Origin of the sequence: Rhodococcus sp. P1Y, from assembly GCF_003641205.1 — a bacterium.
In the GTDB taxonomy this organism is placed as follows: Bacteria; Actinomycetota; Actinomycetes; order Mycobacteriales; family Mycobacteriaceae; genus Rhodococcoides.
Genome location: NZ_CP032762.1, coordinates 870,630 through 885,814, shown reverse-complemented (window position 1 = coordinate 885,814; position 15,185 = coordinate 870,630). Strand labels below are relative to the sequence as shown.

The 15,185-nt window shown below is 63.5% G+C and carries 11 protein-coding genes; 4 read left to right on the top strand and 7 right to left on the bottom strand.

What is annotated here, in order from left to right:
- The first annotated feature begins 53 nt into the window (after positions 1 to 53).
- On the top strand, positions 54 to 1,049 hold the full coding sequence (locus D8W71_RS04100) for a helix-turn-helix transcriptional regulator (RefSeq protein ID WP_121118552.1): 996 nt from the start codon (positions 54 to 56) through the stop codon (positions 1,047 to 1,049).
- 107 nt (positions 1,050 to 1,156) lie between these two features.
- Here D8W71_RS04100 and dnaB read toward each other — a convergent pair whose 3' ends face one another.
- The 6 genes from dnaB to rpsF all read right to left on the bottom strand — a co-directional run bounded on the left by dnaB (position 1,157) and on the right by rpsF (position 8,512).
- Positions 1,157 to 3,328 carry a replicative DNA helicase gene (gene dnaB, locus D8W71_RS04095; protein ID WP_442972014.1) on the bottom strand — a complete coding sequence of 724 codons (2,172 nt, stop codon included), beginning with the start codon at positions 3,326 to 3,328 and terminating at the stop codon, positions 1,157 to 1,159.
- Between the two features lie 996 nt (positions 3,329 to 4,324).
- Positions 4,325 to 6,574, bottom strand: a complete 2,250-nt coding sequence (locus D8W71_RS04090; RefSeq protein ID WP_121111217.1) for a SulP family inorganic anion transporter — start codon at positions 6,572 to 6,574, stop codon at positions 4,325 to 4,327.
- A gap of 281 nt (positions 6,575 to 6,855) precedes the next feature.
- A complete protein-coding gene (rplI, locus tag D8W71_RS04085) occupies positions 6,856 to 7,311 on the bottom strand; it encodes a 50S ribosomal protein L9 (RefSeq protein ID WP_121111215.1) in 456 nt (151 codons plus the stop codon).
- 16 nt (positions 7,312 to 7,327) lie between these two features.
- Positions 7,328 to 7,570, bottom strand: coding sequence for a 30S ribosomal protein S18 (gene rpsR, locus D8W71_RS04080; RefSeq protein WP_019665161.1), 243 nt, complete (start codon positions 7,568 to 7,570; stop codon positions 7,328 to 7,330).
- A 43-nt stretch (positions 7,571 to 7,613) separates the two neighbouring features.
- Entirely contained in the window at positions 7,614 to 8,165 is a 552-nt protein-coding gene (locus D8W71_RS04075) for a single-stranded DNA-binding protein (protein WP_121111213.1), read from the bottom strand.
- Between the two features lie 59 nt (positions 8,166 to 8,224).
- Complete coding sequence (gene rpsF / locus D8W71_RS04070) at positions 8,225 to 8,512, bottom strand: 30S ribosomal protein S6 (protein ID WP_121111211.1); 288 nt, start codon at positions 8,510 to 8,512, stop codon at positions 8,225 to 8,227.
- 227 nt (positions 8,513 to 8,739) lie between these two features.
- Between rpsF and D8W71_RS04060 the strand changes: the two genes are divergently transcribed.
- From D8W71_RS04060 to D8W71_RS04050, 3 genes are all read left to right on the top strand, one after another.
- Positions 8,740 to 10,086, top strand: a complete 1,347-nt coding sequence (locus D8W71_RS04060; protein ID WP_121118548.1) for a hypothetical protein — start codon at positions 8,740 to 8,742, stop codon at positions 10,084 to 10,086.
- A 117-nt stretch (positions 10,087 to 10,203) separates the two neighbouring features.
- Positions 10,204 to 10,887, top strand: coding sequence for a response regulator transcription factor (locus D8W71_RS04055; protein ID WP_121111209.1), 684 nt, complete (start codon positions 10,204 to 10,206; stop codon positions 10,885 to 10,887).
- A 136-nt stretch (positions 10,888 to 11,023) separates the two neighbouring features.
- Positions 11,024 to 11,389 (top strand): response regulator transcription factor, encoded by a 366-nt coding sequence (locus D8W71_RS04050; protein ID WP_121111207.1) that lies wholly within the window; start codon positions 11,024 to 11,026, stop codon positions 11,387 to 11,389.
- Between the two features lie 8 nt (positions 11,390 to 11,397).
- Here D8W71_RS04050 and D8W71_RS04045 read toward each other — a convergent pair whose 3' ends face one another.
- A complete protein-coding gene (locus tag D8W71_RS04045) occupies positions 11,398 to 15,129 on the bottom strand; it encodes an nSTAND1 domain-containing NTPase (protein ID WP_121111205.1) in 3,732 nt (1,243 codons plus the stop codon).
- Positions 15,130 to 15,185 lie beyond the last annotated feature (56 nt).

Sequence of the window (15,185 nt, the reverse complement as noted above, 5' to 3'; positions counted from 1 at the left end):
GCTAGGCACTGTTCCGGACATTGGACGTCCGCAACGAGTGGCAGTCTGATCTCATGACGGACGAACCTCGACGGAGGGATCTGCCCGAGCGGATGCTGCGGCTGCTCGCCCTTCTGCAAACGCGACGGACGTGGTCGGGCGCCGATCTGGCCCAGCGGTTGCACGTGACCGAGCGAACGGTGCGCCGCGACATCGACCGACTGCGTGCCCTCGATTACGCAGTAACCGGAACCACCGGAACGGCGGGCGGGTACCGGCTCGGATCAGGAAGTAGCACCCCGCCCCTGTCGCTCGAGGACGACGAGGTGGTCGCGGTGGCTGTCGGGTTGGTCATGGCCAGCCGGGGCGCTATCAGCGGGGTGGCAGACGCGTCGCTCACGGCCCTGGTCAAGCTCGAGCAAATGATCCCCGCCCGGCTACGTCCCCGGCTGGCTGCGATCTCCCGCGCCACCAGCGCCGCCGCCCCCAGCGATGATGTGGCACCGATCGACCCCGCCACACTGGCCATGTTGGCCACCTGTTCCCGCGAGCATGAGGTTGTCGGATTCGACTATCGCGACCGTACCGGGCGGCGTAGCGCGCGACGGGTCGATCCACACAGCCTCGTCACCCTCCGCGGAATGTGGTACCTCGTGGCATACGACCGCGATCGCAAGGACTGGCGCATCTTCCGCCTCGATCGGATTACCGCACCCCTGCGCACCCACCGACCCTCCGAACGACGGGACCTGCCGGCCACCGACGCTGTCAGCTACGTCATGCGCTCACTGGCAACGGCCACGTACCGATACACGGCGCTGCTGACCGTTGAACTCTCGGCAGCGGACGTCAGGGCAGGCATTTTCGGCCCGATCCCCGGCGAGATCGACGACCTCGGCCCCGGCCGATGCCGAATCCGCCTTACGGGCGAGTCTCCAGTGCTGGTCACCCAGTACATCGCCCTCGTCGCCGCTCTCGGAGCCGAGTTCATCCTGGACGCACCCCCGGAGATCACGGTTCGCCTGCACCGGCTCGGGACGCGACTAGGTCGGACCCAGTCGGACGATTGATGACGTCAGCCGAGACGCGAATCCGATGCGATCGGTCTTCTCCACCTGATCGACCAGACGGCCCCGGCACGTGGGCAATCCTCTGTGCATCTCGACACGAATGGTTGTCAGCCTCGCGCCATGTCCACAAATCTCGACAGATGCAGCTGATGGGCGACCGTGATGGTGGCGGTAGGACCGTTACGGTGCTTGCCGAGGATGAGGTCGGCCTCGCCACCTCTCGGGTCGTCTCGCTCGATGGCGTCGGGGCGGTGCAGCAGGATGACCATGTCGGCGTCCTGCTCCAATGATCCGGACTCACGAAGGTCCGACACCATCGGCTTCTTGTCGGTTCGCTGCTCGGGTCCACGGTTGAGCTGGCACACCGCGACCACCGGGCATTCGAGTTCCTTGGCCAACAGCTTGAGCTGACGGGAGAAGTCCGAGACTTCCTGCTGCCTGGATTCCACCTTCTTGCCCGAGGACATCAGCTGAAGGTAGTCCACCACAATGAGTTTGAGTCCGTTGCGCTGCTTCAACCGTCGCGCCTTGGCGCGGATCTCCATCATCGTCAGGTTGGGGGAGTCGTCGACGAACAGCGGCGCCTCACTGATCTCGCTCATACGACGGGCAAGCCTGGTCCAGTCGTCATCGGTCATCTTCCCCGAACGCATGTCACCGAGCTTGATCTTCGCCTCCGCCGACAGCAGGCGCATCACGATCTCGGTACGACTCATTTCCAGAGAGAAAATGACGCTGGGCATACCGTGCTTGATCGAGCAGGACCGCATGAAGTCCATCGACAGCGTCGAGTTGTGCGTCGGCACCATCGATTCGCTTGCAAGGTATAGGTGTTCGGCATTGTCGACCTCGACGCAGCGAACCGGCACTGATGCGACTTGCCGAACTGCGACTATTCGGCGGTCTGTCGCCGAATCAGCCCCGACACGGAGTTCTTTGTGTAGCAACCTTTTTTGGTCGATTGTGAAAATACTGTCGTCCGTCAGGATCGACGAACCGGTCCACACCATTCCAAGACCGACGACCAACTCCGGTAGACCGTCGAGAGCAGGAACCGCGATCGAACCGTCCGCACCGATACGGCCGCATGCATCGAGCAGTCCCGCCAGCAGGTCTCGTCGCTGAGCCTCGGACGATCGAAGGTACAGGCGCGGAATTGCATCGAACTGCACTTCGATCCGAGCGGCGATAGCGCAGTCCGCGCCCTCGAGACCACCACCCAGGGCGACACCGGTGACGTAGGCGGGCACGGGCAAATCTGCTTCGGGAAACTGTAGAGCAGCGACGTTGCATACCGAGTGACCTTCGCTCGCCGCAAGGTTCTCCGTGGTAGACACTGCAGATTCATCACACCGCGTGGTGAGCCATTGGTGCTGAGCGTCGGCGACAATGACGGTGCCATCGGAAAACTCGACCTCGTAGCAGGGACGGTCGATCATCACGTCCGTTGCAGCGACGACACGCGTCGGCATGCCGTGTGCGTCGATGAGATGGTCACCGACTGCGACTTCACCCATCGTGGTCCAGCCGTCGGGCGTCGGTAGCGGCGTATCCAGTGCCAGTGCCTTACCCACGCCAGGCCTCGCCGCGACAATGATCATCTGACCTGGGTGAAGTCCGTTGGTGATCTCGTCGAGTTCGGCGAAGCCCGTGGGCACACCGAGCGAGATGCCGCCGCGGCTGGCGATCGAGTCGATCTCGTCCATCGTCGGTTGCAGGAGTTCTTCGAGAGGAAGGAAGTCCTCGGACGTTCGACGCTCGGTGACCTCGTAGACCTCGGCCTGTGCGCGGTCGACGACCTCGGCGACGTCCTGCCCGTCGGATCCTGCGTATCCGAACTGCACGATGCGCGTGCCGGCCTGCACGAGCCTGCGCAGAATGGACTTTTCCGCGACGATCTCTGCGTAGTAGCCGGCGTTCGCTGCCGTCGGGACCGTCTGAGTGAGAGTGATCAGGTACGGAGGTCCGCCGATCCTCTTGAGATCACCACGGCGGTCGAGCTCAGCGGACACCGTCACGGGGTCGGCGGGCTCACCGCGGCTGTAGAGGTCAAGGATCGCGTCGTACACGCTCTGGTGGGCCGGTCGGTAGAAGTCGCCGGGACGGAGGACTTCGAGGACGTCGGCGATGGCGTCCTTGCTCAGGAGCATGCCGCCCAGTACGGACTGTTCGGCAGCCATGTCCTGTGGAGGCTGACGGCCGAAGTCTTCACCGGGGGCCTCGCTAGGGGGTGGTTCGGAGGAGTAGTCCGACTGTCCTCGATCGTCCACAACTGCCACGTGAAGTCGACCGTCCTTTCCCCGTCGGAATCGCGACCGTCGAGCGCTCGGACGCGTACTGAAACAAGTTGTACCCCTCGCATCCGACACCCCAGCGAGGTCGAATATCGCCTGCCGCCCAAGACCCCCGATCGGGCAGTGGAGACACGCTGGAGGGACGTTAGGTGGTCTCGTCTCCAGTCACAAACCGGCCTGTGGATGAATGTGTGGAGCAATTGTGGATAGTGCTGAACAACTGTGTTGACCATCTGGGGATAACCTGGGTATAACTTCTGCTCAGAGCGGTCTTTCGCCAGCTTAGAGGGTGTATATAAAGTTTCTGTCCTGTGTATGGATTAGTGACCGGCGTGTCGTCCGAGTTGACAACTCGGGCGTGTTGAGTAAATGGCAAGTGAACGAATGAGTGAAATAGGTCACAGTGTCTGGGAACACTCACAATTCCGGGCTCGAGGTCTGATCTGCCGTATCTATCCAGATTCAACTTGCGAACATCCCCGGAGCGCTCGGCACTGGAGACTGATCTGGTCACCTGCCCTCGCCGGACTGCCGCGTCACGCCGCGCCACCGAATCTTCGCGCGAACACATACCCGTCAGACCTCGTTTCCACCCGTGGATTCCGCACGCGGGGGCCGAGCGAACGACTCATTCGGTCACCCCAGGCACCCGCACGCACACGTTCCAGCCCACGCACGTGTTGGAGCCCGCGCACCCGCTGAAACCCGTGCGGCAAGCGCCGCGGCCGAGCGAACGACTCATTCGGTCACCCCGGCACCCACACGCACACGTTCCAGCCCACGCACGTGTTGCAACCCGCGCACCCGCTGAAACCCGTGCGGCAAGCACCCACGCGGAGCGAACGGCTCATTCGGTCACCCAGGCCCACCCAAACCCAGGCTCACCCAAACCCAGGCCCACCCAGGCCCATGGCACCCCCACACACGACGAAACCCGCGCAGCGGACAGATCCACTGCGCGGGCGCCGGGAGAGACCTAGGTCAGACCTCCGCTGTGTCGAGGACGGTGATCTCCTTGGTGCTGATCTGAAGGACACGGGCAGACGGGATGTCGAAGAACAGTCCCGTCACCCGGAGCTTGCCTTCGGATGCTGCGCGGCCGACCACACGGTGGCGGGTGAGGGTCTGCAACTGCACGGCGACGTTGACCATGGCCAACTGGTCACCCTCCGAGAAGCCGAGTTCGGCGGCTGCTCGACCCACGGGGTGACCGCTGCGAAGCGCCTCGAGGCTCGTCAAGCCGTGTTCGAGCCATTCCACGACACGTTCGTCACCTGAGTTCTCCGGGCCGGACAGGATCGCTTTCATGGCCCCGCAACCCGAATGCCCGCACACCACGACCGAACTTGTCCCGAGCACGTCGACGCCATAGGCGAGAGACGCCTCGACCGACGTGTCCTGTCCCTGCGCCGGAATCATGTTGCCCAAGTTTCGGACGGTGAACAGGTCGCCCGGACCACTGTTGGTGATGGTGTTCGGCATGACACGCGAATCCACGCAGCAGAGGAAGAAGGTGTCGGGGTCCTGAAACTCCTTCATGCCCTGCAGGTGTGGCTTGATCGCGTCGGCATTCGAGCGGTGGTACTCGGCGATTCCGGACAACACCGGCCGCAACGCGGGTGGGTTCTCGTCCTGTGCGGTATCGCTCTTGAGCTGCCACGCCGACCACGGGGCGAGCGAGCCGCGCACTCCGTCCATACCTCGCTTCGGCGGGCCTTCCGCGGCTGCGGCGAGCGACGCCGAGCCGTTCTCCTCGATACTGACCGTGCCACCACCGAGCTCGTGCTGGCGAACCCACTCGTGAAGGTGTTCGTGCACAGCATGATCGATGAAGTCGACGGCGAGTTCCATGTTGACGTCCGCGCCGCTCGGCACCGAGGACAACACGTGCGTGAGCCTCGGCAGCGACAGGAAGCTCAGTGAGCCCTGCATGTGCACGCGCCACGTCCCGTCCACCGTCTCGTCGGCGTGGACGTTCGCCCAGACGACGCGTCGCAACACAAGGAAGACTGCGAGCGCGAGACCGATCAGAACACCCTCGAGAAGGTTGAGCGCAACCACACCGATGACGGTGACTGCGTACACCGCGATGTCTCCGGTCTTGCTGGCAATCCTGATGTCCGCCAGCTTGATCAGCTGAACACCGATCATCACCAAGAGACCGGCGAGTGCCGCGAACGGCACGAGTTCCACTACCGAGATGAACAGAACCGAGAACACCAGAATCCACACGCCGTGCAGGACCGCCGATGCGCGAGACTGGGCACCCGCCTTGACGTTGGTCGAGCTGCGCACGATGACGCCGGTGACCGGAAGTCCGCCTGCCACACCGGAGACCATGTTGGCCGCACCCTGACCGAGAAGCTCACGATCGAAGTTGGTCCGCGGCCCGGTGTGCATCTTGTCGACGGCGACTGCCGAGAGGAGGCTTTCGACGCTGGCAATCAGCGCGATGGTCAGCACGCCGGTGGCGATACCCGCCCACTGGCCGTCGGGCATAGTTGGAAGGCTCAGCGCCTCGATGAGGTTGCCGGGCAATTCGATTCGCTCGACGTTCAGATCGAGCAGCACCGAGATTGCCGTCGCAGTCACCACTGCTACCAGAGCGCCTGGCACCTTGGACACCACTCCCGGCAGCCGCGGCCACAGCAGCATCAGCGCGATGACGACGCCTCCGACGAGAATCGACGGCCACTGACTGCCGGCGATCGAGGTGGGTATAGCAAGAAGGTTGTCCACGGCCGAGCTCTCGGATTCACCGCCGAGTAGAACGTGAATCTGTTGCAGCGCAATGGTGACGCCGATTCCGGCGAGCATCGCGTGGACTACCACCGGCGAGATCGCCAGCGCATGTCGTGCAATCTTGCTCAGCCCCAATAGAATTTGAACGGCGCCGGCGCCAACGGTGATTAAACACGTTACTGCCCAACCGAATTGATTGACGAGCTCGGCGACCACCACGGTGAGGCCTGCTGCCGGGCCACTCACCTGCAACGGCGATCCGCCGAGCAGTCCGGCAAGAATTCCGCCGATCACGGCGGCGATGAGACCGGCCATCACGGGTGCACCGGACGCAACCGCGATGCCGATCGAAAGTGGCACTGCTACAAGAAATACGACCAGCGATGCCGGCACGTCGTACTTGAGGATTCCCCCGATCCGAGACGGGCGCTCGGATCCCTCTGATGATTCTGTGGATTCCGATGAATCCTTGTCAGCTGTCGTTGTCACGGCAGGTCCTCCGGGCGTCTAGGCGTCTGGTCGGTCGGTAGTCGTGAATGTTCTCGCACGCGTCTTGTCTGCGTGTTCGTGTCGCCCCTCGTTAAAGGGTACGCAAACTAACCTCGACTTGGCGTTCAAGAGACATGCTTCACAAACGAAACCTGTTGCGGGGGATCATTTTTTGTGACAAGACACGAAAAAAGCCTCACGAACCAGAGTTCGTAAGGCTTTTTTCGAGCCGTAACGGGCCAAAGGCCCAGATCGGACTGCAGTCGTCCGGAAGCCGACTATCAGCTTCCGACGACCTCCAGCTTGAACTTCGCAGTCACATCGGGGTGCAGGTTCACGACGACGTCGTGCTTGCCTGTTGCCTTGATGTGAGCCTTCGGCAGCTCGATGCTGCGCTTGTCGACGACCGGTCCGCCTGCAGCCTTGAGGGCAGCAGCAACGTCCGAGGCCGTGACCGAGCCGAACAGCTTGCCCGCGTCGCCTGCGGTCTTGACCGACAGCGACACGGACTCGAGTCCTTCGATGGCCTGCTTGAGCTCGTTGGCGTGCTCGAGGCCGCGGACGGCACGAGCTTCCTGAGCGCGGCGGATGCCTTCGACCTGCTTCTGAGCGCCACGGGTAGCCGCAATGGCCAATCCGCGGGGCAGCAGGAAGTTGCGACCGTATCCGTCTTTGACCTCTACGGTGTCGCCAGGCGCACCGAGGTTGTCTACATCAGCGGTGAGGATCAGCTTCATAGTTGATCGCCCCTTTCTATCGAGCCGTCGCGGCGTAAGGGAGCAGAGCTACCTCACGCGAGTTCTTCACGGCAACGGCCACGTCACGCTGATGCTGGACGCAGTTGCCGGTGACCCGACGCGCGCGGATTTTTCCGCGGTCGCTGACGTACTTACGCAGCAGCGTCGTGTCCTTGTAATCGATCTGCGTGTTCTTTTCCTTGCAGAAGGAACACGCTTTCTTCTTGAGCACCTTGTCGCGCAATGGCGGTTTGGGCATGGGTCTTTCTCCGTTACATCTTCGTTGTTCGATCGCGAAGGATCTAGAACGGAGGCTCGTCGTCCCCGCCACGCGATCCACCGAAGGAGCCGGATGCCTGCGGGGCGCTGCCCCACGGATCGTCTCCACCGGAATTGGATCCCGAGTTCGAGGACGGGCGTCCTCCACCCGATCCGCCTGAGGAACCACCGGAGCCGCCGCTGAATCCGCCGCCTCCACCTCCGCCGCCGCGATTGGCCTTGTTGACCTTGGCGGTGGCATAGCGAAGCGAGGGGCCGATCTCGTCGACCTCGAGTTCGACGACAGTCCGCTTCTCGCCCTCGCGCGTTTCGTACGAACGCTGCCTGAGCCTGCCGGTGACGACGACGCGTGCACCGCGGGTCAAGCTCTCGGCCACGTTCTCAGCAGCTTCACGCCAGATGTTGCAGCGCATGAAGAGTGCGTCTCCGTCTTTCCATTCGTTGGAATTACGGTCGAACGTGCGCGGTGTGGAGGCAACGGTGAAGTTGGCCACGGCCGCGCCGGCCGGAGTGAAGCGAAGTTCTGGATCTGCCGTCAAGTTCCCGACGACGGTGATGACGGTCTCGCCTGCCATGGTTCCTCTTTCAGTAGGTAAGTCTTTGTTGATGCCAGCCTAGAGGCGAGCAACGACAATTACTTGCCCTGTCGCAGGACCTTCGTGCGCAGGACGGACTCGTTGAGTCCGAGCTGGCGGTCGAGCTCGCTGACGGTGGCAGGTTCGGCGTTGATGTTGACAACGGCGTAGATGCCCTCGGCGTGCTTCAAGATCTCGTAAGCAAGACGACGCTTGCCCCAGACATCGACCTTGTCGACACTTCCGCCGTCCTTGCGAACGACGTTGAGGAACGTATCGAGCGACGGAGCGACAGTGCGCTCGTCCAGATTGGGGTCGAGAATAACCATCAATTCGTAATGACGCATAAGACCTCATCACCTCCTGTGGACTAGTGAAAACGGCCACGGACTATCCGTGGCAGGAGGGTCGTTGCGTCAGCAACCCTTGGAGGGTACACGAGGTGGGCTTGACCTGCGAAATCAGCGGACGGTTCGGAGCGGGCCTCGACACGTCATAGGCTTGCCTCATGCGACCGGACGGACAGTCATCTCGCGGGCTGCGCCTGCGCGGACCGAGGACGTCCACCGCAGCCATGGTCGCCGTCGTCGCACTGTGTGCGTTCACTCTCATCCTCGGCTACCTGAACAAGGCACGCTGCGCCGTCGCACCGTTCTACGACAACGGCAGAAGTACGACGTTCGACGCCGTCAAGGACAGCTGGGTCTGCTACTCCGACATCCAGTTCCTGTGGCTCGGCCGCGACATCGACAACCACATCTTCCCGTACCTCGACGGTGCCATCACCTCGAACGGGGTGCTGACGGGTGGAACGGTCGAGTATCCGGTCCTCAGCGGCGTTCTCATGTGGCTCGGGGCAATCCCGGCGCACACCGATGCGGAGTTCCTGCTGTACTCGGCCCTTCTGTTGGCCCCGTTCGGACTGCTGACTGCATGGATGCTCGGCCGTCTCGCAGGCAAAGCAGCCTTGCTCTGGTCGGTCGGCCCGCCGCTGGTGTTGTACGCGTTCCACAACTGGGAACTGCCCGTCGTCGCCACGGCCGTCGGCGCGGTATTCGTCATGAGCACGCGAATTCCGTTGCGTGTCAAGGCGATTTTCGCTGCCGTTCTGCTCGCCATCGGTTTCTGCCTCAAGCTGTATCCGGGCGCGTTCGTACTACCCCTTGCAGCCTTCGTCGCGTACGGCGGTGCGTCGGGGCGAGTAGCGGGCACACGGCTGGACATCCGGGGTGCGCTGTCCGTGCTTGCTGCCGCAACCGCCACCGTCGTTGCCGTCAACGCCCCGTTCGCCATCCTCGGTTACGAAGGGTGGCGAGCGTCGTTCGCATTCCAGACCTTGCGCCAGGCCGACATCACCACCAACTCGATCTGGTACTGGGGTGTGCGGCACATCTTCGTCACCGACGCGGTGACGCCCGAAGCCCACGAGCAAGCCGAGGCGTCATTCCAAAGTGCCGTCGACGTCGCCTCACCTGCTCTCGTCTTCGCCGCGTTCGCTCTCGCGTTATGGCTCGGCGTACGTCGAGCAGGCACCGACGGCGTGTACCCCTGGGTCGCCGTCAGCGGATCGATGCTGTGCGGCTTCCTGCTGTTGCACAAGGTGCATTCGCCTCAGTACACGCTGTGGTTGATTCCGTTCTTCGTGTTGCTGCGAGTGCCGTGGGCACTCGTCGCGGCCTATCTCGTCGCCGATCTGTCGATGGGAATCGGCGTGTTCAAGTACTTCGCGGCGCTGGCTCAGGGAACGGACTCGGCGACCGAGGAGTTCTTCGTCGAAGTAGGCGTCTGGGGTCGGGCGGTTCTTCTGGTCGTCGCATTCTTCGTGTTCGCCCGCGCTCGGACCCGGTTCGAGGACGCCCCTTCGGAAACCGACGCCGAGCCTGGAGACGTCCGCGCATCACCGGCGACCGCCACTTCTTGACCACCCCTTCAGGTCAAACGTAACGATTAGTCCCTTTCCGCCGACTATCGGTCGGGCGCGCAGAGTGCACCCACGGCTCGAGCAAGGGTGAGGATGATACAAACCACGGGGGACTCCATGTCGGCCGAGGGCGATTCCGGCGGACAGATCGATCTGCGCCGAATCGGCCTCGTCGAGGATCACGAATCGGTGGCGGTGGGTCTGCGCGCGATCCTCTCGGGCGAAGCCGACCTCGACCTCGTGGCAGTCGCGGCAACCGTCGACGACCTTCTCGCCGGCGGACCCGCATTCGACCTCGTCGTTCTCGATCTTCGACTCGGCGACGGGTCATCCCCTCGGTCGAACGTCGAGAAGCTCCACGCCGCCGGTACTCAGGTGCTTGTCTACACCGGTGCCGAAAACCCGTTCCTCGTCCGATCGGCGGCACGTGCGGGGGTTCTCGGTGTCGTACGCAAATCCGAGCCTGCCGCCGCCATCGTCTCCGCGATCCGTCGCGCTGCTGCAGGCGGTCAGGTCGTCACAACCGATTGGGCAGCGGCCATCGACGGCGACCCGCAACTTCCCGACGTCGGGCTGAGCCCACGGCAGCGTGAGGTCCTCGCCCTGTATGCGTCGGGTGAGAAAGCGGCGCGAGTCGCCCGGTTGGCCGGTCTCTCGGAGCAAACCGTCAACGACTACCTGGTTCGCATCAGAAACAAGTATGCCGAGGCAGGCCGTCCAGCCCCGACCAAGACCGATCTGTACAAGCGAGCGGTCGAGGACGGGTGGCTGCCGATGCCGGAGCTGCCGCACCAGACCTGAAAGCCTCACAATAAAAGATAGTTGTAGTTTCAATGCCCCTACTTTTCAGGGCAGACAGCCTGCAAGTTACATGTGAAGATCATTTGCGCGAACGGTTGTGCTCCGCCACGACCGCGGAAACTGGGGGAGACTTTCGATGACAGCCAGCTTGGACACCACCACACTCGTGCCTTCGACCGATCGGGCCACCGAAGTTCCGCGTCGTCGGACCATCTCGCTCGTGCCGCCCGCGGTTCAGGTTCCCCCGAATCCGCTTGCGTCGGCGCCCTTCGCCGTGCGACCGATGCTCACCCAGCGCGAAATCCAGGTCCTGACGGGCTGGATCAAATGCGATTCGAAGGTCGAGGTAGCCAAGTCACTTTTCTTGTCGCTTGGAACCGTCAACACACACCTGACCCGAATTCGGACCAAGTACGCCTCCGTCGGCAGACCCGCATCGACCAAGGCGTCGCTGGTCGCCAGGGCCTTGCAAGACGGCCTGATCGACATCGCCGAGCTGTAGCGCTGGGTTCAGCACAGCACTCGGTATTCGATGCCGGGTGCATATCGGTCCCATTCCTCCGGGGTCATACCCATCCCGCCCGAGCTACAGATACGCTCTTTGACCACCTCGGGGTCGGTCTGCCACACCCTGATGTTGCGAGCCGGACCGCCGCCGAAGATGACTGACCCATCCGCACCGAAATCTGCGTCGTTCACCCGATCGCCGTACGCGGTGAGTGTCGCGTAGATGCTCGGCGAGGTCGGGTCCTCGATGTTCAGCACCCACATCGACACTCCATCGACGCCGGCAACCAGTCTCGTGCCTGCCGGATCGAAATTGAGTGAAAAGATCGCTGCACGAAGCCCGTCGATTCTGGACAGCTGAGTGGGGACGTCGGGATCGGCGACGTTCCACAGTCGAACCGAGTTGTCAGCGCTGCCTGCTGCGAGCACGGCGCCATCCGGACTGAAGACCGCGACGTTGACGTCGTTCTCGAAGCCGCCGAGAACCGTACGCAAAGTTGGAGTCTCGGGAGAGGTGATATTCCACAATTCGACCACGTCTCCGACCGTCGGTACCGCCAGCGTCGAGCCATCCGGCGAGATCGCGAGCACCACGGGATTGTCTCCGACCTCGATCACGGACAACGGCTTCGGATCGGTCGGATCACTCACATCCCACAACGCGACATCCGTCGAGTCCTGCGGCGAGACCGCGAGTATGCGACCGGCCTCGTCGAAACTCAAGGATCCGACGAGCGTCCGAACCGCAGGATTGGGGCCGGACAGCAGAACCGGATCGTTCACGTCGGAGACATCCCACAGTTGAAACCCACCACTCACCAGCCCACCGGCAACTATGCGGCCATCCGACGTGATCGCAGCTGCGCCGTCCACTCGTTCGTTGCCTACTCCCGACAACGGCACGCGGCCGGACACTGCTGCAGCAGGATCCGCCAGATCCCATACCCGAAGGCCCGGGCCACGCACACCCACTCCGGCGACCAACTTGGTGCCACTTCCGTCGATCGGATTGATGAAGACCGTGTCACCGTGCCCTCCCAGCACGGGGCCCGGCTGCGGCCACAGTCGCACGACCCCGTCCTTGCCCGCTGTTGCCAGTACTCGGTCGTCCGAACCGAAGGCGACGGACGAGAGCTGCGCCCCACCCGGCAAGGCTTCGAGCAACTCACCGTCGCCCGTGTTCCACAGCCGAAGCGTGGAATCGGCGCCGACGCCCACAATCCGTTCGCCGTCGCGGCTGAATGCCACATCGGTCACGGAATCGTCGAACCCCGTCAACGAGGCCTGCCCGAGTAGGCGACCGGAACCGTCCACCGACCAGCGCGCCACCTCACGACCGGTCGTTCCTGCAACGAGAGTCCTACCGTCAGGACTGAAGGCAAGCTGACGATATTCGTACGTGCTTGCATCCCGCTCGGAGTCGTAGATCGGCCGCTCACGTGCCATGACGTCCCATACCCGAATCGAGCGTCCGGTTCCGCCGGTGACGATGGCGGTCCCGTCCGGCGAGAACGCAACCGAGGACACGCCTCCAGGGTTGGTCAACGTATCCAGCTCACGCGGCGCTCGAATATCGCCGAGATCCCACAGGGTCGCATTTCCGCGGAATGTGCCGGTTGCGAGCCACCGCCCACGCGGATCGAACGACACGAGCGCAGTGACCGGTGTCGGCAATTGGGCCAGCTTCTGGGGAGCGGTCGGATCCGCGAACTCCCAGAGACTTGTCCCTGACGTCCCACCGACGGCAAGGATGGGCGCGAACGGTGCGATCGCAATCACCCGCGACTCGCCACGTCCGCCGAGATCGATCGACGACAACACCGGTCGACCGGTCGCGGTCAGCGATCGTAGCGTCACGACCCCGTCGGCACCGGCAGTGAACAACACCTCGCCGGAGGAGTCGGTGCGCACCATCGCCTCTCCCGGCGGACCCGCGAACCGCACCGGGGCCTGCAGAGCGGAAGCATCCAGCAGAGCAGACCGTGCTACCACCGTCGGATTCAATTCGTAGGCGGCCAATGCGACCTGCACGGACAGAGCCGGATCGACACCTCGAAGGCGCTCCGCTTGGAACGCCAGCTGCCCGGAAAGAGCGGCTTCCGCGTCGACCCGCCGTTCGTCGGCTTCCGATCGAGCCGAGAACGCCAGAGCCGCAGCCGAGACGGCGAGAACGGTGATGACCGTCAGCGACGCAGCCAACCCCTTGAGTGTTCGACGCCGCCTGCGGTCGACGGCTACCTCCTGCCGGTGACGCGCTTCGCTCACCGCGACGAAGTCACGTTCGACAGCGTTGAGGTCGTCTTCGCGATCACCTTCGGCCAACGACTCCCGGACGGAGGCGAGCCGGGAGACGGGGAGAACGCTGCCCACGTCTCGGCCACTTTCGTCCCATTGGACTGCCGCGTCGGTGAGGCGACGGTGTGTGAGGTGCCACTGCCTGTCGTCGTCGATCCATCTCCTGAGCCGATCCCACGCGGTGAGCAGCACCTCGTGGGTCACCGATACGGTCTCTTCTTCGACCGTGAGCAACCGCGCGCCGGTGAAGTCCTCCAGAACGGCCTCGACGTCACCGTCGGTCGACTCGTTACGAAAAAGCTCGGCCCGAGCCACTCGACGCCTGGTCAGCACGTCGCCGTCGATGTTGACCAGCCGAACGAACGTGCGCCTCGCTGCACTCTGCTGCACGTCGGACAGCGAGGAGTACACCTTCTCGGCCGACTGCTGTACGGCTCCCGGCAAGCCACCCGTCGCGACGTAATCGTCGACGGTCATGACCGATCCCGACGCCGACTGCCAGGTCCCCAACAGTGCGTGCGACAACATCGGCAGCGCGCCTTGGTCGTGTGCGAACACCGATCCCGACGGTTCCATCTCGGCGAGCAGAACACGGAGAAGCGCGTCGTCGACGGTCATTCCCGCCTTACGGGCGGGCTCGACGATGACCTCGCGCAGTTGGTCCGGGCTCAGACGACCGAGCACGACCGGGTTGTCGACCAGGCCCTGGGTGAGCACCGGCTCGTCGATCGCGTTCGAGTAGAAGTCGGCGCGCAGGCCGAGAACTGCCACCGCACCTGCATCGATACGCGACTGGACCGCTGACATGAAGCGAGTGCGCTCGTCACCGTCCGCGTGGGTCCACAACTCCTCGAGCTGATCGAATATCAGGACGCTCTCTCCGGCCGAGTTCTCGGCGAAATCCAGCATGTCGGAGATTCCGGAACGGACACCGAGACCCGGGAACGTAGTGGCAAGACCCGCCCGCAGAAGCGACGACTTACCCGAGCCGGAGGCGCCGAGCACGACGACGACACCGCCACCACCGTCGGCGACGGCATGCACTCTCGCCCTGAGAATCTCGACGACGTCACCGCGCCCGAAGAACCACTCCGCATCCGAGGCGTCGAACGACTCCAGACCCTTGTACGGGGCGGGGCCGCGACCCGACTGCTTACGGCCTCGGGCAGATCGGACCCTGCCGACCGCATCCCACCATCGCTGACGCTCGTCCAAGTCCTCGATGCCGAGTTCGACGAGCACGCGGTCGAACATGTCTGCGCTCGACTTGATCGGCAGATGGTGCCCGGAGAACCAACCGCTGATCGTGCCCTGCAATCCGCCGGAGCGCTGCACCAATTCACGAAACGTGACGCCGGAATTCTCGCGAAGCGCGCGGAGCCCCGCGGCGAGTTGAGCCCGGTCCGTAATGGACACGGGATCGAGGGGGACTGCGTTCATTGCCAGACTATAAGCGGACGGTCGGTTTTCCGGGACTCGAGGCGTACAGGCTGCTC